18 protein-coding genes are annotated in these 20772 nt (G+C 61.9%); 16 read left to right on the forward strand and 2 right to left on the reverse strand.

Translation table 11 applies throughout. From position 1 onward, the window contains the following. Positions 1-40: 40 nt before the first annotated feature. Positions 41-1135, reverse strand: a complete 1095-nt coding sequence (locus ACE3PH_RS12355; protein ID WP_374319391.1) for an ABC transporter substrate-binding protein — start codon at positions 1133-1135, stop codon at positions 41-43. A 30-nt stretch (positions 1136-1165) separates the two neighbouring features. Further along, positions 1166-2848, reverse strand: coding sequence for a porin (locus ACE3PH_RS12360; RefSeq protein ID WP_374319393.1), 1683 nt, complete (start codon positions 2846-2848; stop codon positions 1166-1168). A 421-nt stretch (positions 2849-3269) separates the two neighbouring features. Here ACE3PH_RS12360 and ACE3PH_RS12365 point away from each other — a divergent pair, with 421 nt between their 5' ends. The 16 genes from ACE3PH_RS12365 to ACE3PH_RS12440 all read left to right on the forward strand — a co-directional run bounded on the left by ACE3PH_RS12365 (position 3270) and on the right by ACE3PH_RS12440 (position 20766). Beyond that, a complete protein-coding gene (locus ACE3PH_RS12365) occupies positions 3270-5621 on the forward strand; it encodes a DUF1549 and DUF1553 domain-containing protein (RefSeq protein ID WP_374319394.1) in 2352 nt (783 codons plus the stop codon). A gap of 35 nt (positions 5622-5656) precedes the next feature. Further along, positions 5657-7108, forward strand: coding sequence for a DUF1501 domain-containing protein (locus ACE3PH_RS12370; protein ID WP_374319396.1), 1452 nt, complete (start codon positions 5657-5659; stop codon positions 7106-7108). A gap of 91 nt (positions 7109-7199) precedes the next feature. Further along, positions 7200-7565: a hypothetical protein gene (locus ACE3PH_RS12375; protein WP_374319398.1), complete on the forward strand. Its 366-nt coding sequence runs from the start codon at positions 7200-7202 to the stop codon at positions 7563-7565. A gap of 14 nt (positions 7566-7579) precedes the next feature. Next, complete coding sequence (locus tag ACE3PH_RS12380) at positions 7580-8182, forward strand: peroxiredoxin (protein ID WP_374319400.1); 603 nt, start codon at positions 7580-7582, stop codon at positions 8180-8182. A gap of 14 nt (positions 8183-8196) precedes the next feature. After that, positions 8197-8847, forward strand: coding sequence for a cytochrome c (locus tag ACE3PH_RS12385; protein WP_374319401.1), 651 nt, complete (start codon positions 8197-8199; stop codon positions 8845-8847). A 60-nt stretch (positions 8848-8907) separates the two neighbouring features. After that, entirely contained in the window at positions 8908-9384 is a 477-nt protein-coding gene (locus ACE3PH_RS12390; RefSeq protein ID WP_374319403.1) for a cytochrome c, read from the forward strand. A gap of 16 nt (positions 9385-9400) precedes the next feature. Then, positions 9401-10108, forward strand: a complete 708-nt coding sequence (locus ACE3PH_RS12395) for a lectin (RefSeq protein ID WP_374319405.1) — start codon at positions 9401-9403, stop codon at positions 10106-10108. Positions 10109-10237: 129 nt separating this feature from the next. Next, complete coding sequence (locus ACE3PH_RS12400) at positions 10238-13423, forward strand: efflux RND transporter permease subunit (RefSeq protein ID WP_374319407.1); 3186 nt, start codon at positions 10238-10240, stop codon at positions 13421-13423. Between the two features lie 3 nt (positions 13424-13426). Further along, on the forward strand, positions 13427-14626 hold the full coding sequence (locus ACE3PH_RS12405) for an efflux RND transporter periplasmic adaptor subunit (protein WP_374319409.1): 1200 nt from the start codon (positions 13427-13429) through the stop codon (positions 14624-14626). After that, complete coding sequence (locus ACE3PH_RS12410) at positions 14623-16107, forward strand: efflux transporter outer membrane subunit (protein ID WP_374319411.1); 1485 nt, start codon at positions 14623-14625, stop codon at positions 16105-16107. The genes ACE3PH_RS12405 and ACE3PH_RS12410 overlap by 4 nt, the downstream gene beginning before the upstream one ends. A gap of 87 nt (positions 16108-16194) precedes the next feature. Then, on the forward strand, positions 16195-16824 hold the full coding sequence (gene ccmA, locus ACE3PH_RS12415; protein WP_374319413.1) for a cytochrome c biogenesis heme-transporting ATPase CcmA: 630 nt from the start codon (positions 16195-16197) through the stop codon (positions 16822-16824). Further along, positions 16821-17492 carry a heme exporter protein CcmB gene (ccmB, locus tag ACE3PH_RS12420; protein ID WP_374319415.1) on the forward strand — a complete coding sequence of 224 codons (672 nt, stop codon included), beginning with the start codon at positions 16821-16823 and terminating at the stop codon, positions 17490-17492. The genes ccmA and ccmB overlap by 4 nt, the downstream gene beginning before the upstream one ends. Positions 17493-17508: 16 nt before the next feature. After that, positions 17509-18246 (forward strand): heme ABC transporter permease CcmC, encoded by a 738-nt coding sequence (ccmC, locus tag ACE3PH_RS12425; protein WP_374319417.1) that lies wholly within the window; start codon positions 17509-17511, stop codon positions 18244-18246. Next, complete coding sequence (ccmD, locus tag ACE3PH_RS12430) at positions 18243-18401, forward strand: heme exporter protein CcmD (RefSeq protein ID WP_374319419.1); 159 nt, start codon at positions 18243-18245, stop codon at positions 18399-18401. The genes ccmC and ccmD overlap by 4 nt, the downstream gene beginning before the upstream one ends. Continuing rightward, on the forward strand, positions 18398-18853 hold the full coding sequence (gene ccmE, locus ACE3PH_RS12435) for a cytochrome c maturation protein CcmE (RefSeq protein WP_374319421.1): 456 nt from the start codon (positions 18398-18400) through the stop codon (positions 18851-18853). The genes ccmD and ccmE overlap by 4 nt, the downstream gene beginning before the upstream one ends. After that, entirely contained in the window at positions 18850-20766 is a 1917-nt protein-coding gene (locus ACE3PH_RS12440; protein WP_374319424.1) for a heme lyase CcmF/NrfE family subunit, read from the forward strand. Before ccmE ends, ACE3PH_RS12440 begins: the two co-directional genes overlap by 4 nt. Positions 20767-20772: the final 6 nt, after the last annotated feature.

A 20772-nucleotide genomic window follows, 5' to 3' on the forward strand; every position in this document is an offset into this window, starting at 1 on the left:
ACACCCCGCCATGACGGGGTGTCCAAGCCAGGCAGGGTGCTCAGCTTCGTACGAACTTCCCGGAGGCGTCTTGAATCGGGAAGTAGTTCTCCAGCTTCAGTTCGCGCAGCGCGTTGTTGAGGTATTTGGGTTCGAGCCAGGTGTCGAATTCGACGTCGCGGCGAGTGAGCCGGAACTTGCGGGTCTCTGCGATCGCCTTCTGGATCTGGGCCTTGTAGTAGTCATCGAGCAAGGGGGTATGGCGAACGCGCAGATCCTTCACGCGGTCCCATTCCTTCTTGTTGTCGATGTAGGCGTTGTTGCCGGACCGTGTCCACCATTGGTATTGGGTTTCACGGTTGGCATCCTGGGAACTCCAGTGGGCGACCTTGACCAGCCTGGTCACCACGCGCTGCACAATATCCGGGTACTGCTTTTCGAAGGTCTCACCGACCCAGACCGTTCCAGGGCTGTTGATGTTGAGGTCGTCGTGCACCTCTGCCAGTCGCTTGGTGATGCCGCGTGCCTCCAGTCCCCACGGTGTGTCGATGGCCCCGGCGATGTCGCCCGTCGCCAGCGAGGCGCGGCGGTCGTCCGAGATCTGACTGATGATGCGGAATTCCTTTTCCGGATCGTTGAAGCCATATTTCGCCAGGAAGCGGTACAGCGTCAGCTGACCAGCCGTGCCTTTCTGGACGGACAGGGTCTTGCCTTTCAGGTCTGCTACCTGTGACGCAGCCGCCGCAGCAGGTGTGAGCAGGTACACATCACCACCTCGACCGGATGACAGCAGGATCTTGTGCTTCAGACCGGTTGAGCGACCGACGATGAGAGGCAGGTCACCATGACCGAAGCAGAAGTCGAGCAGGCCGTTGGCAAAGGCTTCATTGAGGGCCGGACCGGCACCGACGTAGTACTTCCATTCGATCTTGATGTTGTCGGCCTTGAACTCCTTTTCCAGCTCACCGAGGAAGACGGTGTTGGCGGTGAACCCTGTGGTGGGGAGGGGGCGGCCACCGGTGCCAGCGCCTGGGAAACCGATGCGGATGGTGGTGGGCTTGGCGCCATCTGCGGCTCGCGCACTTTGGCTCAGGCCGATCAGGGCAGGGGCAGCCAGTCCGGCGGCCACCAGGCCATTGAATGATCGTCGCTTCATGTTTTGTACTCCTTTGGAACGTGTGGGGACTCAGAAGGTGGCGTTGAACTGCGCCTGGATGCCGTTGCTGCTGCCAGGATTCAGCAAGGTGGGCGTGGCGCCTTCAAGCTGGTATCGGGTGTGTAGGTAATTGATCTGGAACTTGGTGGTCTCGGCAAAGAACACATTCAGGCCCAGCGTGGTGATGTATTGCTTGCGGTCGCTGTTGGAGGTGCGCGCCGTGACTTCGCTGATGTTGGGATCCCATGTGTCGAATCGCACAAAGGCCTGATAGGACTTGGGCCAGTAATCGTCAAACTTGCCTTGCTGCTTGGAGCTGTTGAGGAACTGCTCACCCCAGGTGTAGCCAAAGTTGATGTACTGGCCTTTGCCTCGCTTGTAGAGGTCGGGGTTGGTCGTCAGGTTGGTGGCGTTCTTGTAGAGTTGGTCCTTGCCATAAGCCCATTCATAGGAAATGGAGTAGGGCAGGTGGGTCCAGTTGAGGTCGAAACCGGTGCGGGTGAACAGGCCCTTGGTGGCGTAGTACGTGGTGTTGCTGGTGGCGCTGCTGACCGACGAGCCGAGTGCCGAGTAACCGCGGTAGTACGACGTACCGATCTGCAGTTGACGGAACCAGCTGGCGTAATCGACCGGTAGGGTGTAGACCAGACGACCAATCCAGTCACGCATCGAGTTGTTGTCCTGCTTGTTCGCGCCGTTGCCGTTCACGAAGCCCAGCGCATAGGACAGCAGCGGCGCTCGGTAGTTGTTGGTGAAGTCCACATACGGGTCGTAGTCACCCTTGAGGATCAGGCCAATCTGTCGCTTGCCCAGCCCCAGGCCGCTGACGAAACCAGCGTTGCCAATCACAGCCTTGACTTCCGGGTCGATGGCCTGTGCGTCCTGACCAAAGGGGATGACCTGCTGACCAAAGGTCAATGTGCCCAGCGGGTCTTCGGCGTTGCCAGACTGCGGCAGGAAGCTGTAGCTCAGATAGGCATCGGTGACGTTGAACTGCGTGCCTTCGGTGTTGGACTGCCCCGTGGAGTTGTAGGCGGCATTGCTGCCCCCCAGATTGGTCGAGGTCTGGAATGCAATCCGGTAGGTGAGGTTCTTGCCTTCTTCATAGTCCCGGTACAGGTTGCCTGAGAAATTCAGGCCGACCACCGCGGGGGTGAAGCCGTTCTTGCGCTCTTCGGCTGACAGCGTGGTGCCGGCCGATGAGGTGGGCTGCACAGCCGGATTGGCCGTGGCGTAGCCGAGGGTGAGGGAGCCGCCGATCTTGGTGTTGCGGACCACGCTGGGGATGTTGCGTTCCTGCAGACGTGACTGATCGTATTTGTAGTTTTCGAGGTCGGTGCGCAGGCCCTGGATGTCGGCCTTGCTGGCTGGGGTGCGGGCATCGACTGCTTCCTGCGCTTCTTCAGCTTGGCCCTCTGCAACTGGTGCTGCGAGGCTGGCGGGCAGTTGGGCAGTTTGCTGCTTCTGTAGCAGATCCCTCAGTTCCAGCACCTGTTTGCGCAGCTCTTCAATGCGTGCCTGGTCCAGGGCATTGCTGGCGCTGCTCGTTTGCTGGCTGCGCAAGTCTTGCAGTTGCTTCTTGAGACCCTCGACGGTGCCTTTCAGTGCCTTGATCTCATTGCCGGACGACTGTGGTTGAGCGAGGGCCGGTCCGCCGGCCCAGGTGGCCGCCAGCGTAGCCAGGGCGATGGCAGTCAATTTGGGTAAATGCACGCTCACAACTCCTATATATGAATTCGTTTGGTTTTCGGGTTGATTTATGCCCGGTGACCTGTAAACGCAGGAGTTGTGCCAGCTTGAATATGGGGTTTTTGCTGTGTTTTGGTTTGTTTTTGTGCTGGCCGTGTTGCGATGTCAGCAATTTGGTGTTGATTTGGCAGCAGGCTGATGAGGTGTTTTGTTTGGGTTGCTAATGTGTTTTGTGAGTTTGTATTTTATAAAACAAAATAAGCAATAAAAACAATGGGTTGCGGTTTGTTTTGATTGGTTTTGAATGCTTGTGTTGCATGGCCCGGAAGTTGCCTTCTGGGTGGTCTCTTCAACCTGGTGTGATGTTTTGAAATTGAATATCCATATGCGCGCTGGTCGCGTGGTTGATTTGAATAAATGATTTCTGAATATGTGGGGCAAGCTGATGAATAAATCGTGGTACGTGTCAGTGTTCGTGGGGACGCTCGCCATCCAAGGGTGGGCGGCAGAAACCAGGCCTGCCGGGGCTGAGCCGGCAGCCACTCCTGCGGTGGTCAAGGCCAAGGCCTGGAATCCCTATCAGCCGGTTTCGGCCCCGGCTGTTCCCGGTGTGAAGCAGAAAGCGTGGGTTCGGTCTCCGATCGACGCATTCGTGCTGGCGCAGATCGAAGAGAAGGGGTTGAAGCCTTCACCGGAAGCAGACCGGGCCACTTACATCCGTCGGGCCACGCTCGATGCATGGGGCTTGTTGCCCACCCCGGAAGAGGTCAAGGCCTTTGTCAGCGACAAGAGTCCCAAGGCCTACGACAAGCTCGTTGACCGCCTGTTGTCATCGCCGCATTTCGGCGAACGTCAGGCACGCCGTTGGCTCGATATCGCACGCTATGCCGACAGCACCGGCTTTCAGAACGACAACACCCGGGCCAACAACTGGCGCTATCGCGATTACGTGATCAATGCCTTCAACCAGGACAAGCCCTTCACACGCTTCGTTCAGGAGCAGATCGCCGGTGACGAGCTCTTCCCTGGCAGCCAGGAGGCACACATTGCCACCGGCTTCCTGGCCGGCTACCCGGACAACGCCAACTCGCGTGACCTGGTGCAGCGCAAGTACCAGATCGAAACCGACATGACCGACCTGGTCGGCGAGTCGCTATTGGGTAGCACCGTGGGATGCGCTCGGTGCCACAACCACAAGACTGACCGGATGAGCCAGAAGGAGTATTTCCAGCTTCAGGCCTTCTTTGCCAACACGGCATTCAACGAGAAAACGCCGCTGGCCAAAGGAACGGAAACCACCTGGGACAAGGAGTTCGAGGCCAGACAGGCTGCCTATAACGAGGCAACAAAAGACATTCGTGCCAAGCAGAAAGCCATTCTTGACAGCGTTCGCGAGGTGGGGCGGCATTACTACAACGAGCGCTATCTGACAGACAGTCGCGATGCGATCTTCAAGCCCAAGGATCAGTGGACCCCGCTGGACCGCTGGGTGAACTGGCGCAAGGATGCCGTTGCTGGCGAGCAGGACATCGTGGCCTACCTGCGCGAGACCGGGCAGGACAAGGGGCGTGATGGCTACAGCGAGGAGAACGCGCAGAAACTGCAGGCCTATCTGAAGCTGGGTGATGAACTGAAGCAGTTCGACAAGTTGCGCCCGCAGTCTGGCTCGAAGTTCTTCACCACGGCCACAGAGTTGGACCATGCCGATGCGCCGGCCACCTTTGTGCGCTTTGGCGGCATCCACGAGCGACCGACCGACGAAGTGCAACCCGCCTTGCCGGCACTGTGGGTCGGTAAAAACCAGCCGGAAGTCAAACCACTGGCGAACTCCTCTGGCCGCCGCAGTGCGTTGGCTGGCTGGTTGACCAGCGATGCCAACCCGCTGGTCCCGCGTGTGTATGTGAACCGTGTGTGGAGTCAGTATTTCGACAAGGGCATTGTGTCCACCACGCATGATTTTGGCCGTGCGGGTGCCAAGCCGACCAACCCGGATCTGTTGAACTACCTGGCTGCTGACTTCATCCAAAAGGGCTGGAGCGTCAAGCAACTGCACCGTGAAATCTTGCTGTCGGCAACCTACCGCCAGTCTTCCAGCGAGCGTGACGATGTGCGTCAGATCGATCCGGAGAACAAGCTGCTGGCGGTCTACCCCCGCAAGCGCCTCGAGGCTGAAGAGATCCGCGACTCGCTGCTCTACGCATCGGGTTTGTTGAACGACAAGGTGGGTGGCCCCGCCGTGTTCCCTCCCGTCATCAAGGGCAATGAAGACATTGGCAAGTCGCAGGACTTCCAGGGCAACCGGGCCTGGACCGTGTCCCAGGACAGGCAGGACTGGTACCGCCGTTCGCTGTATGTGTTCGTGCGCCGCAGCTTCCCGTATCCGGTCACCCAGAACTTCGACCCCGCCGACCCGAGCAAGCCGCATCACAAGCGAGATGTGACCACCACGCCTTTGCAGGCCCTGACGCTGTTCAACAGTGACGTGGTGTTCGACTGGTCTCAGGCGCTGGCTGGGCGGGTCATCAATGAGGCAGGGACCAACGAGGACGCCCAGATCAATCGTCTCTACGAGATCCTCTTCTCACGGCAGCCGAACAAGATCGAGCGCACCGCTTTGAAGGATTTCCTCAACAACGAGCAGAACCTGATTCGGGACAAGGCGCTGACAGGCAAGTTCGAGGTGGCTGCACCCGGCGGCCTGAAGGACTTCAAGCGCTTCGATCCCATCAAGTCGGCTGCGCTGGTGGACCTGGTTCACACGGTCGCCAACTCCAACGACTTCGCCTACCGCTTCTGACCCATCCAAGCAATGAACAGAGAGAAGGATTTCTCATGAGCAATGATTCCCGTCGCGCGTTTCTGCGCCAAGCCGGCCTGGGATTGGGCGGCGCCGCCCTGGGGGGCTTCCTGCCGGGCATCGGCCACATTGACGCTGCACTGGCAGCCGACCTGGTCGACCCCCTTGCGCCCAAGGCGTCTCACTTTCCGGCCAAGATCAAATCGGTGATCTGGCTGCATCAGAACGGCGCACCGTCCACGCTGGACCTCTACGACTACAAGCCCGACCTGATCAAGCTGGCAGGACAGGAGATTCCCGCCTCCTTCCTGAAAGGCATCAAGACCAGCACGCAGGGTGGTGTCGGGAAGCTGTACGTTTCACCGCAGCGCAGCTGGAAGCAATATGGCGAAAGCGGGGCCTGGTTTTCCAACCTGCTGCCCAATCTGGCCGAGCATGCCGACAAGCTGACCTTCATCAAGTCGAGCACAACGGTAGGGGCCACCCACGACATCTCCATCCTCAAGCTCAACACCGGTGATGTGAACCCGGGACGCCCCTCTCTGGGCGCCTGGATCACCTATGCGCTGGGGTCGGCCAATGCGGACCTGCCACCATATGTGGTGCTGTACAACGGTGACCGTGAGCCCTCTGCGGGCTCCGTCAACTGGAACGCTGGCTTCCTGCCTGCGGTGTACCAGGGTACGGCCTTCCGGCCGGGTGATTCACCGATCCTCTATCTGGACCGTCCCGAAATTCGCACGGCCAAGCAGCAGCGTGCATCACTGGACCTGCTCAAACGGCTCAATGCGCTGGGCGCCGATCGTTATCCGAACGACACCGAGTTGCGTGCCCGTATCCAGTCATACGAGCTGGCTGACCGCATGCAAACCGCGGCACCAGCTGCAGTCGACATCAGCAAGGAAAGCCCGGCGACCAAGGAGCTTTACGGTCTCAACGACAAGACCAGCGAGAGCTACGGCGAAGTGCTGCTGCGTGCCCGCCGGCTTGTGGAGCGCGGCGTGCGTTTTGTCCAGGTGGTGTCGGGATGGCCTGAAGGTGCTGACATCGATCGCCAGAGCTGGGATGCCCACAACGACCTCGACAAGAACCATGGCCTGATGGCCAAGATGGTTGACAAGCCCATTGCCGGCTTGCTGCATGACCTCAAGGAGCGCGGCTTGCTGGACACGACGCTGGTGGTGTGGACCTCGGAGTTCGGCCGCACGTCATATGGGCAAAGCGGCAATGGTCGTGACCACAACCCTTGGGGCTATACGCAGTGGATGGCGGGTGGCGGCCTCAAGGCTGGCTTTACCTACGGTGAAACCGACGAGGTTGGCCTGCAGGTGGCGGACAAGGACAAGGCTGTCGATACCTATGACCTGCACGCCACGGTGTTGCAACTGATGGGCTTGGACCACCTGAAGGTGACTTTCCTCAACAGCGGCCGATCGGAACGGCCAACGGTGGTGTACGGCAAGGTGGTCAAGGACATCCTGGCGTGAGCGGCGCGGCCCTTGACAAGAGGGCCGCCAACAAATTTTCTTCAGCCGCAGGAAAGGGCGGACAAGCAGGAACGACATGCGAAGGATATGGATGACGCTGACCGTGATGGCAGCCATGACAGGGGCCGTCTATGCCGCACAGGATGAACTGGACACCGATTTGATGCAAGGCATCGAAGACACCAACAAGAGCATGGCCTCCAACATCGCGACCCGGGATGGCCGCAGCGCCACAGCCGAGGCGCGTGAGTTGACGGAGGCTTTTGCCAAGGTCGAAGCCTTCTACACGGCCAAGGGTGATGCCCCTGATGCCGTGGAGTTGGCACGCAAGAGCAAAGCGATTGCTGGTGACATCGCCAAGCTGGTGGAGGCCGGTCAATTCGATGCAGCGGTCAACGCGGCCACCGACCTGAGTCGGACCTGCAAGACGTGCCACAACTTCTACAAGAAATCGTGATGGGGGCCATCAACATGACCAGAATTCTCAACCGGGCGGCTGTGCTGGCCTGGGTCCTGATGGGGGCCAGCATGGCCCATGCCGCACTCAAGGAGGGCGACCAGGCACCGGACTTCACAGCGCAGGCCTCTCTTGCGGGCCAATCGTTCAACTATTCGCTGAAGGAGGCCTTGGCCCGTGGGCCGGTGGTGGTGTATTTCTACCCGTCTGCCTACACGGCAGGATGCAACATCCAGGCCCACACCTTTGCTGTGAACCATGAGAAGTTTGCTGCGGCTGGCGCTTCTGTCATCGGTGTGTCGCTGGACAGCATTCAGCGCCTCAACCAGTTTTCGGCAGACCCTGAGTATTGCGCGGGCAAGGTGGCCGTGGCCTCGGACGCCGATGGGCACATTGCCCGTGCATTTGACCTGTCTGTCAGAGAGGCCAGCTCCGGTCGCAAGGATACCCGCGGCGCTGACATCGATCATGGCTTTGCCGAGCGCACGACCTTTGTGTTGACGGCCGATGGCCATGTGGCTGCAACGGTTGGTGGCCTGGCGCCGGTCGCCAATGTGGAGCAGGCACTGGCGGTCGTGCAGCGCCTGGCGTCTGTTGGGCGCGGGCCGCGACAGTGACCAGGCTGCACACCATGGGTCTGTGGCTGGTGGTGATGCTGGGCGCAGGTTTGCTGATGTCCACGTGGCAGACGGTTGCAGCAGCCGGTGTGCAACGCCAGGGGGATGTCAGGGCAGGACAGGCGAAGTCGGAGGCCGAGCGCTGCCAGGAATGCCATGGTGTCGATGGGCAGGGTGCCGGGCGCAGCAATGGGCCTGAAGGCAAGTTCGCGAAGCTCGCCGGACAGTACCCGGAGTACATCCTCAAGCAGATTCGCGACTTTCGAAGCGGCGCCCGCAAACATGACCTGATGGCCATCATGGCAGGCAGCGTGGATGACGACGATGTGCTGGACATTGCTGCCTATTTTGCCGCGCAGGCACCCATGAAAGGCGAGCCCGCACGACCCAGCGCCACCGGTCGGAAGCTCTATCAGGAAGGGGACGCGGGGCGGGGCATTGCCGCCTGTGCCAGCTGCCATGGCGCTGAGGGGAGGGGGCTGCGGGCCAACGGGTTCATCAGCCCGGCCATCGGGGGGCAGGAGTGGCTGTACCTCGACAAGCAACTGCGTGAATGGCGCTCAGGTGATCGCCGCAACAGCAGTGGTGGCGTGATGAACCTGGTCACGCAAGGCCTCACCGACGAAGACATCGTGGCACTGGCTGACTACATCTCTGCGCTGTGAGGCGTGTCTGATCCGTGCGCATTGCACAAGACCAATTTTTCCAACCATGAAGGATGACGGATGAACAAGCATCTGAAACAAGTACTGGGATCGGTGCTGGCCGTGTCGGCTCTGGCCGGGGCAGCCTCTGCAGTGGCTCAGCAAGCGCCCAAACCCGAGCAGTTGATCAAGTGGCGGCAGTCTGCCTACCAGATCATTGCCTGGAACACGGGGCGGGTAAAGGCCAATGTGGAAGGCAAATACAACAAGGACGAGGTGGTCAAGGCGGCCAATGTGATTGCCTCGCTGGCCAATTCCGGCCTGGGCTCGCTCTTTGCTGCCGGGACCGAGTCAGGCAAGGGCTGGCATGACACGGCGGCCCGCCCCGAGCTGTTCAAGGACGCCCGGGTTGGTGAGTTGGCGGGCAACTTCTCGCGTGAAGCCAACGAGCTGGCCCGGGTCGCTGTGGCCGGCGACGTGGCCACCGTGAAAGACCAGCTCGGCAAGTTGCAGCGAACCTGCAAGGCTTGCCATGACGATTTCAAGGCGAAGGACTGAAGCCATGAGCAGGACCATGTCATTGACACGCAGCACACTGGTGGCGATTTGCGTAGCCGCTTGTGGCGCAGGCGCGGCGCAGGCGCAGACCTCTCCGGCTGCAGCGGCCGCATCGGCGCCGCATCAGGACTTCAGCTTTTTTGTGACGAGCGCGGGCAAGGGGCAGGGGGCCAACCTCGGCGGGCTGTCCGGGGCCGATGCGCACTGCCAGCAGCTTGCTGCTGCGGTGGGTGCAGGCCACAAGACCTGGCATGCCTACCTCAGCACGCAGGCGCTGGATGGGCAAGCTGCTGTGAATGCCCGTGATCGCATCGGTACGGGCCCCTGGTTCAATGTCAATGGCGCCCTGGTGGCGCGCGATGTGGGTCACTTGCACGGCGACGTGCTGGAAGAGTCTCGCATCGGCAATGCGCTGAACTGGACCACGGCACTCACCGAAAAGGGTACACCGGTCAAGCGAACAGGCGATGTCCCCAACGAGCACGACATCCTGACCGGCTCGCAGCCCGATGGTCGGGCCTTCACGGATGCGGGCGACCATACCTGCCGCAACTACACCAGCAGTGCGGCTGAGGGGTCGGTCCAGGTGGGGCACTTTGACCGCACTGGACGGGTGCCGACGGCACTGTCCTGGAACTCCGCGCACGGCAGTCGCGGTTGTGGTCAGGCCAATCTGGTGAGCACGGGGGGAGCCGGTCTGCTGTACTGCTTTGCTGTGCGCTGACCCGGTTTGACGGCATACAGGTCGTCTGCCTCCATGCCGACGCGCTGATGAAGGCGTGTCGGCCTTGTCATGACCGGCCCCAGCTGATGGCGGGGCCCTTTCTTTGTCGGCCCGAGGCGACTTCACCTCATGTGGATAGTTCAAGTCGCCCTGCGACGTCCCTACACTTTCATCGTGGCGGCCTTGCTGATTTTGCTGGCCACCCCGTTCGTTCTGCGCAAGACGCCGGTGGATGTCTTTCCGGAGGTCGACATCCCGGTTGTGGCCATCATGATGAGCTACAACGGTCTGACCGCCAAGGAAATGACAGATCGGGTCACCACGCAGATTGAGCGCAATCTCGCGAACTCGGTCAGCGACATGGCTCATACCGAGTCGCAGACCCTGGCCGGCCTCACGGTCATCAAGGTGTTTTTTCAACCCCAGGTTGACCAGGCCACGGCCATTGCGCAGATCGTGGCGAGCACCCAGGCTGCTTTGCGGTCCTTGCCTGCAGGGGCCACTCCGCCGACCATTGTCAAGTACAGCGCTACCAATCTGCCAATTCTGCAGTTGGGGTTCAGCAGCCCGACGCTGAGCGAGCAGGAACTCAACGAGCAGGCGTTCAATGTGCTGCGCACCAAGCTCATCACGGTGCCCGGCGTGGCCGTGACGGCACCATACGGTGGCCGATTCAGGCAGGTCAACGTCGATATCAATGGTGCCGCGCTGGCCGCGCGCGGGCTGACGGCTGTCGACGTGGTCAACGCCCTCAATGCGCAGAATCTGATCCTGCCGACGGGAACGGCCAAGCTCGGTAGCCAGGAAGTGAATGTGGCCCTGAACGGTTCACCGGCCACACTGGCCGGTCTGGGCGATATCCCGATCACATCGGTCAATGGCGCGACGGTCTATGTGCGTGATGTGGCACAGGTTCGAGACGGCTATCAGCCTCAGACCAATGTGGTTCGAAGGGATGGCGAACGGGGCCTGTTGATGACGGTGTTGAAGAACGGCGGCGCGTCGACGCTCGACATCATCGACACCATCCGTCGCGAGTTGCCCAGGATGTTGCTGGCCTTGCCAGCCGACATCACCGTGACACCGCTGTCAGACCAGTCTGTTTTTGTGGATGCAGCCATCAAGTCGGTGGTGCATGAAGCCTTGATCGCTGCGGCATTGACCGCTGCGTTGCTGTTGCTGTTTCTGGGCAACTGGCGCAGCACCGCCATCATCGCGGTGTCCATTCCCCTGTCCATCCTGTCATCGATCATCGGGCTGCACCTGATCGGTCAGAGCATCAACATCATGACCTTGGGTGGGCTGGCCTTGGCGGTGGGGATCCTGGTAGATGACGCCACGGTGGAGATTGAAAACGTCGAGCGGCATCTGCACATGGGCAAATCTCCCCATCAGGCCATTCTCGATGGTGCGGCAGAAATTGCCACCCCCGCATTGGTTGCGACCTTGTGCATCTGCATCGCCTTCGTACCGATGTTCTTTCTGACCGGGGTGGCCGGCAAGCTGCTCGTGCCGTTGGCCGAGGCCGTGGTGCTGGCCATGCTGGCCTCCTATGTGCTGTCGCGCACCCTGGTGCCTACTTTGGTGCTGTACCTGATGCAGCACCGTGCCAGACACAGCGGCGCGCCCTCTGCGTCAGGGCGCTTTCGCCGCATCCATCTCGCCTTTGAGGCCTGGTTCGAGCGATTCCGTCAGGGCTATGTGGTGGTGCTGGCGGCGCTGCTGCAGCGCAAGCTGGTATTTGGCTGTGCCTTTCTGTTGTGGTGCCTGGCCTCCAGTGCGCTGTTCCTGTCACTGGGTCGGGATTTCTTTCCGGTGGTCGACGCCGGGCAGATTCGCTTGCATGTGCGTGCCCCGGTAGGTACCCGCATCGAGGAGATGCCCGCCCTGGTGGATCAGGTGGAGACACGCATCCGCAAGCTGATCGGGCAGGACGAGATTGCGAGCATCGTTGACATCGTCGGCGGACCCTACTCTGCCTACAACACGCTCTACAACAACAATGGAACGTTTGACAGCAGTGATGTCGAGATTCTGTTGTCGCTCAAGCCAGGTCACGCCCCTACCGCCGATCACATCCGTCGGCTGAGGCAGGCATTGCCACCGGCCTTTCCTGGCAATGAGTTCTTCTTCCAGCCGGCCGACATGGTCAGCCAGACCTTGAACTTTGGCCTCAGCGCACCCATCGATATCCAGATTCAGGGGCCACGAACGGCGGAGAACCTGGCTGTGGCCAGCACGCTGTACCAACAGATCAGGCAGGTGCCCGGTGCGGTGGATGTGACCCTGTATCAACGCTTCAACCGTCGCACGCTCGCGCTCGACATGGATCGCTCTAGTCTGCTTCAGACAGGCCTGGTGGCGCGAGATGTAGCGCAAAACATGATGGTCTCGCTCAGCTCGAGCTTTCAGACTGCACCGAGCTACTGGGTCAATCCGGCCAATGGCAATGTGTACAACGTGGCCGTGCAGGCCCCCCAGAGCCAGATCGACAGCCTGGGTGCGATGTTGAGCATTCCCGTCAACCCGGCGGGTGGCGGTCGGGATCCCCAGTTGCTGGGACAGGTGGCACAGGTCAGGTCAGCGGCCCAGCAAGGCAATGTTTCGCACTTCAATATCGTTCCCGTTCTGGATCTGTATGTGGGTGTCGATGGCCGTGATCTGGCCAGTACCTATGAGGAGATCGCACGCCTGATCGATGCGGTCCGCCCCAAGCTGGCGCGCGGTACGGAAATCACGGTACGTGGCCAGATCGACACGCTTCAGCAGTCCTTCTCAGGGCTGCTGTGGGGACTGCTGGTTGCCGTGGTGCTGGTCTACCTGCTCCTCGTGGTGAACTTCCAGTCCTGGCTGGATGCGGCCATCATCATTGCCGCACTGCCGGCGGCACTGGCCGGCATGGCATGGATGCTTTACCTCAGTGGCACGCCCTTGTCGGTGCCCGCGCTCACGGGGGCGATCATGACGGTGGGCGTCGCTACGGCCAACAGCATCCTGGTGGTGTCTTTCGCCCGCCAGCGTCTGCTGGAAGGGGTGCCTCCCCTGATGGCCGCTCTGGAGGCTGGGGCAACCCGTCTGCGCCCGGTGCTGATGACGGCCCTGGCCATGATCATCGGCATGGTGCCAATGGCCTTGGGACTGGGCGAAGGGGGCGAGCAGAACGCTCCCCTGGGCCGTGCCGTGATCGGCGGCTTGTTGTTTGCCACGGTGTCCACCCTGGTTTTTGTCCCGCTGGTATTTGCGGGCATCCATCACCGACTGCAGGGCCGTCGTGCAGCCATCCCGGCCATTTCTTCTTCATCTGTCCAGGTGTGAATCATGTTGTCTGTTGAAACCTCCACAGAGACCGTTGCGGTCAGGCGTGCCGTGCGTCGGGCCATGGTGCTCGGCTTGTTGGCTCTGGCTGTGTTGCTATCGGGGGCGGGTGTGCGCGCTTGGCTCAATGCGGCGCACGCGCAAACCGTGGCACAGCGCACACAGGACCAGGCCACGCCGACCGTCCTGGTGACCAGCCCGAAGCCCAGCAAAGCCCTGCGTGAAATCGCTCTGCCGGCGACGTTGCGGGGTAGAAATGAGGCGGCCATCTACGCGCGGACCAATGGCTACATCAAAGTATGGAAGAAAGACCTGGGCGATGTGGTGAGAAAGGGTGATGTGCTGGCCGTCATCGACACCCCGGAGGTGGACCAGGATCTCTCGCAGGCACAGGCCAATCAGGAGCAGATCAAAGCCCGTCTCGGCCTGGCCCAGACATCGCTGGTGAGGTGGGAGGGCTTGCGTCAGCGGGATGCCGTGTCGCAGCAGGAGGTGGATGAGCGGCGAGCGGCCTTGCAGCAGGCCCAGGCGGATCTGGCTGCTTCGCAGGCGAATGTGCGACGGCTGCAGCAGTTGCATGAGTTTGGCGTGATCACGGCGCCCTTTGATGGGGTCGTGGTTCGGCGTTCAGCCGAGGTCGGCGCGCTGGTTTCTGCGGGCAGCGGCGGGACCAGCAAGCCGCTGTATGACCTTGCCCAAACGGACCGGCTTCGCCTGACGGTGTCGGTGCCACAGGCATTTGCGGCCGATGTGCAACGGGGCAAGGAGGTGGGCATCAAGCTGCTGGAGCGGCCCCAGTTGCCGTTCAAGGGAACCGTGACGCGGGTATCGGGGGGCATCGACGTCGCAACCCGCTCTTTGCTGGTTGAAGTGGAATTACCCAACCAGCATGGCCTGCTTCTGCCTGGGGGGTATGTGGAGGTCAGTTTGCCTCTGGCTGGTACGCCGAAAGCCTTGCTGCTGCCGCCCAATGCCTTGCAATTCCGGCAGGATGGCGCCCGGGTGGCCGTGGTGGGTGAGGGTGGGCGCTTGAGTCTGAGGGCCGTCACGCTGGGTCGGGATCTGGGGCGTTCTGTCGAGGTGCTCGCAGGGGTCAAGGCGCAGGACATGGTGGTCGTGAACCCGCACGACACCATAGAAGAGGGCCAGCGTGTGAAGACCCGCGTGCTACCCCCGGAAAAGGACAAGGAGGGCAAGGCATGAGCCGGCTTGGTTGGCTGGTGTTGCTGGCCTGTGCTGCCCTGAGTGGCTGTGCCCATCCGCCGCCGCTGCCGACGGTTCAGGCCCCGCCATCGAGCTGGCAGACCGCCGCTTCGTCTGCAGAGGATGTGGGTTTGTCGTGGCGGCTGGCCAGACCGGGTGACCAGCTGGACAAAGGGGCCTGGTGGCAGCGCTTTGAGGACCCGGTTCTGAATGGGCTGGTCGACCGTGCCGTCCGCGACAGCCCGACCTTGCTGGTGGCCTTGGCTCGTGTTCGCCAGGCGCGAGCCTCGGCCGAAGTGACCGGTGCCGCGCTGTGGCCCCACCTCGATCTGGCGGGCCGCAGTATCCGTACCCGGACATCGGCGAATCGACCTGCCACCTCATCCGACGTGCAGGCCCTGTCATCGGTGCAGACGGACACGGTGATTCAAGGTGTCGTCAGCTACGAGCTGGACCTGTTCGGACGGCTGCATCTGGACCAGCAGTCGGCGCAGGCCTCAGCGGAGCAGGCTGAGCGCGAGGCCATCCATGCACAGCTGATCCTTGTCGCCGATGTCGTCACCGGCTACTTTGGCGTCCGTTCTCTGGACGAGGAGGTGGTGGTGCTGACCCAGACGCTGGCCATCCAGCGACGCGCTCTGATGCTGCTGCAGGCACGTCATGAAGGTGGCGTGGCATCTGGTCTGGATGTCGTGCAGCAGCAGGCCCAACTCGAAGCCAACCAGACGCAGTTGACGTTGCTGAACAAGCAGCGTGAAGGTCTCGTTCATGCGCTGGCCACGTTGACGGGGTCGCCGGCCAATGCTTTCCAGCTCGCGCCAGGTCATCTGCCCAGTGCGATGCCGATCGTGCCGGTTGCCCTGCCTTCGGAGGTGCTGTTGTCTCGGCCAGATGTGGCCGCAGCGGCGCGGGCTGTGGCTGCAGCCAATGCCCAGTTGGGGCTTGCGCAGGCAGCCTGGTACCCGAGCCTGGTGCTGACTGGCGGGGCCGGCTGGGAAAGCAAGCGCTGGGCATCCTTGCTGGATGGGCCGAGCGTGTTGTGGGCGCTTGGCGGCAGTGTGGCGCAGGCTGTTTTTGATGGCGGGCGGAATCAGGCCCGGACCGACCAGGCTGCAGCCGCGCGTGATGCCGCCGCCCAGAACTACCAGTCCACCGTGCTGCGCGCGATGCAGGAGGTTGAAGATGGCTTGTCGGGTCTGAATGCACTGGCAACGGCCAGAGCCCAGTCGCAAGCGGCGATAGGCAGTGCCGGGAAGGTGCTTGACATCGCCAACGAGCGATACGCCGGGGGTGTGATCACCTATCTCGATGTGGTCACAGCACAGCAGAACCTTTTGTCCAACCAGCGTCAGGCAGCCCAACTGAAAGCGCAGCAGTTGCAGAGCACAGCCTATCTCATCAAGGCTTTGGGTGGTGGCTGGGGGGAGCCTGCATATTCATCTGCAATTTCATTCCTTGGTGCCGAGCAGGGCCCTCGATAGAGTCGCTGCTCAGTGATGGATCAGCAGGCGGACACGGTGTTCCTTGGCCACACGAAACTTGAATCGAGTTGGTTGAGGTGAATCAGGATGATGTTGCAGGCAGACGGCCTGGCACTCGAAAGAGGTCAGCGACAACTGTTTTCCGATTTGAACTTGTGTGTTCGGTCCGGGCAGGCGTTGCGCGTGGTCGGCCCCAACGGGGCAGGCAAGACCAGTCTGTTGCGCGTCTTGTCCGGCTTGCTTCCGCCCAGCGCCGGTTGTGTGCAGTGGCGGGGCAAACCGTTGTCATCAGACCGTAGCCGGCTACACGGCGAGCTGTTGTATGCCGGGCATCAGAGTGGCATCAAGGATGACTTGAGTGCCATTGAGAACGTGCGCTTCGGCGCCGCGCTGCGGGGCCGTCGCTGCAACGAGTCGCAGGCCAGGGCTGCCCTGTCTGAGGCAGGTCTGGGAGGGCGTGTTCGGCAGGCGGCCGGCTTGCTCTCGCAGGGGCAGCGACGCCGGGTGCTGCTGGCGCAGTTGCTGGTGCAGCCCGTGCCGGCCCTGGCCGTTCTGGATGAGCCATTCAATGCGCTTGACCAAGGCGCTGTGCAATGGCTGACGGGCGTGCTGCATGACTTGCTGGATGCCGGAGGCGTTGTGGTCTACACCACCCATCAAAACGCGACCTTGCGTGCGGGTGCCGAGCAGAGCCTGGTGTTGCGAGGTGGGACATGAGTGGCCATCTCATATGGGCTGTATTCCAGCGCGATGTGTTGCTGGCCTACCGGCGGCGTGCGGACGTGCTCATGACGCTGGCCTTCTTTGTCCTGACCTGTGTCCTGTTTCCATTGGGTGTGGGGCCGGAACCGTCTTTGCTGCACCAGTTGGCTCCGGGTGTCTTGTGGGTGGCGGCCCTGCTGTCGACCTTGTTGTCACTGGGGCGGCTGTTTGCCCAGGACAACATGGACGGCACCCTTGACCAGATGGTGCTGGCAGTGATGCCGCTGTTCTGGGTGGTGCTGAGCAAGGTGGCTGCCCACTGGGTGCTGGCGGGCTTGCCCCTGGTGTTGCTGTCACCCTTGATGGGGGTGCAGTTTGGCCTGGATGGACGGGAGATCGGCGTGCTGATGGGCACCTTGGCACTTGGCACGCCATTGCTGAGCCTGATCGGGGCCATCGGCGCGGCGCTCACTGCTGCGGCGCGAGGGGGCAGCGTGCTGTTGGCCTTGCTGGTGTTGCCGCTCTACGTCCCCGTTCTGATCTTTGGTGCGGGCGCCGTTGGTGCCCAGTCGTCGCCCCATGGTGCGCAAGCTCATCTGCAACTGCTGGGCGGGCTGCTGCTGGTAGCGCTGGTCCTGGCGCCCTTGGCTTCCGCCGCTGCCTTGCGCATTGCGCTTGAATGAAGGAAGGATGCACAGCATGAGCCGCTTGTTTCAACTGGCATCACCCCAACGGTTTTTTCCCTTGGCCGAGCGTGTGACGGGCCCTCTGCTGGGGCTGGCCTTGCTGCTGGTGCTGGCTGGGCTGTATGTGGGCTTGTTCATGGCTCCCACGGACTTTCAGCAAGGCGAGGCTTACCGCATCATCTTCGTGCATGTGCCGGCCGCATGGATGTCGATGTTCATCTACCTTGTCATGGCATTTTGGTCGGTGGTCGGGTGGGTATTCAACACGCGTCTGTCTTCGATGCTGGCGCGTGCACTGGCACCCACTGGCGCCTTGTTCACAGCCTTGGCTTTGTGGACAGGTGCCTTGTGGGGCAAGCCTACATGGGGGGCGTGGTGGGTGTGGGATGCCCGTCTGACGTCCGAGCTGATCCTGCTGTTCCTCTATATCGGCTTTCTCGCGCTCCAGGCATCGATCGATGATCCACGTCAGGGTGACCGCGCCGGTGCCGTGCTGGCCCTGGTGGGCGTGGTGAACGTGCCGGTCATCTATTTCTCCGTGCAGTGGTGGAACACCTTGCACCAGGGGGCTTCGATCAGTTTGCGCAGCGCCCCGACCATGGCCGTCACGATGCTGGTCGGCATGCTGCTGGTGGCGCTGGGTTTCTGGGCTTATGCCGCAGGTGTGGCCTTGCTGAGGCTGCAGACCATCGTGCTGCGGCGTGAAGCCCATGCCAGATGGGTGAACGATCTGGACGAGGTGGCTGCATGAACTGGAGCAACTGGCAGGCCTTCTGGGCCATGGGTGGCTACGGCCTGTATGTGTGGGGTTCGCTCGGGGTGAGCTTGCTGGCACTCGTTGTGGAGTGGGGCCTGACCTGGCAGGGGCGTGCACATGCACGCCGTGCCCTGAGGGGGGAGCCATGACGCCCAGACGCAAGCGCTTGGTGGGGGCTGTCGCGGCGCTGTCTGTGCTCGGTGCGGGGGCCTGGCTGGTGTTGTCAGCTTTCGAAAAGAACATGGTGTTCTTCCTGACACCCACACAGGTTGCGGCAGGCGACGCGCCGCAGGGGCGTTTGTTCCGTCTGGGGGGCATGGTCGAGCGCGGCAGCCTTCAGCGCGGGGCAGATGGCTTGCGTGTGGCCTTTGTCGTGACCGATCTGCACCAGCGCATTGCGGTTCGATACACCGGGCTGCTGCCAGACCTGTTCAAGGAGGGCAAGGGTGTGGTGACCCAGGGGCGTCTGGTGTCAGGCGGGGTATTTGAAGCCGAAGAAGTGCTGGCCAAGCACGATGAAAACTACATGCCGCCCGAGGCCGCCTATGCCTTGCAACAAGGCGCCAGCCGGGCGGCTGCGAGGCAAGGAGCCCAACCATGATCCCCGAGTTGGGTAACCTGTCCCTGATCCTGGCCTTGATCCTGTCGGTGCTGCAGGGTGGCTTGTCTCTGTATGGCGCGCAGCGTGGTGAGGTGGCCTGGATGAGTCTGGCCAGGCCTCTGGCATGCGGACAATGCCTGTTTGTGGCGCTGTCGTTCGGCGCCCTGGTGTGTTCGTTTGTTGCGAATGACTTCTCTGTGCTCTATGTCGCAAGCCATGCCAACAGCTTGCTGCCCTGGCCTTTCCGCGTGGCCGCAACCTGGGGGGGGCACGAAGGTTCGCTGCTGCTGTGGCAACTGATGTTGTCCAGTTGGGCGCTTGCGGTAGCGTGGCGTAGTGCGGCATGGCCTGCGCCAACCCGGGCGCGGGTACTGGGGGTCCTCGGGTTGATTGGTGTGGGCTTTCTGAGCTTCACCTTGTTCACCTCGAACCCATTCGAGCGTCTGCTGCCTGTGCCGCCGGACGGGCAGGATCTGAATCCCTTGCTGCAGGACCCGGGGATGATCTTCCACCCCCCTCTGCTGTACATGGGCTATGTGGGGTTTTCCGTTGCCTTTGCGATGGCCGTGACAGCCCTGTTGTCTGGCGAGCTGGATGCAGACTGGGCCAAGTGGGGGCGCCCCTGGACGCTGGCGGCATGGGTATGCCTCACGCTGGGCATTTTGCTGGGGAGCTTCTGGGCCTACTACGAACTCGGCTGGGGCGGCTGGTGGTTCTGGGATGCGGTGGAGAACGCTTCTTTCATGCCCTGGTTGGTCGGCACGGCGCTGCTGCATTCGCTGGCGGTCACCGAGAAGCGCGGCACGTTCAGGAGCTGGACGGTGCTGCTGGCCATCCTGGCGTTCTCGCTGTCCCTGCTGGGCACCTTCCTGGTTCGCTCCGGCGTGCTGTCGTCGGTCCATGCCTTTGCGTCGGATCCGAAGCGGGGCGTTTACATCCTGGTGTTCCTGCTGATTGTCATTGGTGGCAGCCTCGGCCTGTATGCCTGGCGTGCGCCAAGGCTCGCCCCCGGTGCCCGCTACGGTCTGCTGTCGAGGGAATCGCTCCTTTTGCTCAACAACGTGTTCCTGCTGGTGACGACAGGCACGGTTTTGCTGGGGACACTGTATCCGCTCGCTGTGGAGGTGTTGGGCTTGGGGCGCATCTCGGTTGGCCCACCCTATTTCGAGTCGGTATTCCTGCCATTGATGGTGCCCGTGCTGATGTTGCTGGGGTTGGGGCCATTTGTGGCCTGGAAGCGGGCGCGCGTGGCGCCCCTGTGGCGTCGGGTGGAGGGGGCTTTCTGGGTTGCTCTGGCCTGTGCTGCGGGTGTCGTGCTGGCACGCAAGACCTCGCCTGGTGTGGCCGCCGGTTTGTGGCTGGCTGCGTGGATCATCTCGGCCAGCATCTGGCATGCCTGGCAGCGGCTCCACGCCCAATCACCGCGGGCCATTCCCTTGTCGTTCTGGGGCATGGTGGTGGCGCATGTGGGGGTAGGGGTGTTTGTGCTGGGTGTGACCATGGTCAAAGGGCTTGACCATGGTCAAGATGGCAGCCTGGCAGTGGGCGAGAGTGTCTCGGCTGGGGGCTACACCTTCCGATTCGCTGATCTTCAGAAGCAGCAAGGCCCGAACTACGTCGCAGCACGAGCCCGATTCGAGGTGACCCAGGTCGGGCACCCGCGCATCACCCTGTTTCCGGAGAAGCGGCTGTACCTCGTGCAGCGCATGCCCATGACCGAGGCGGCCATTGACCGCGGTGTCTTCCGCGATCTGTATGTGTCGATCGGTGAGGCCTCGCCCGATGGGCGCTGGGGCGTCCGGGTTCAGGTGAAGCCCTTCATGGGCTGGGTGTGGGTGGCCTGTCTGTTGATAGCCCTTGGCGGGGTGCTGGCTGCGGCCGATCGCCGTTATCGACGCGAGCGCCATGAGTGAGACCAA

Source organism: Aquabacterium sp. (genome assembly GCF_041909175.1).
In the GTDB taxonomy this organism is placed as follows: Bacteria; Pseudomonadota; Gammaproteobacteria; order Burkholderiales; family Burkholderiaceae_C; genus Aquabacterium.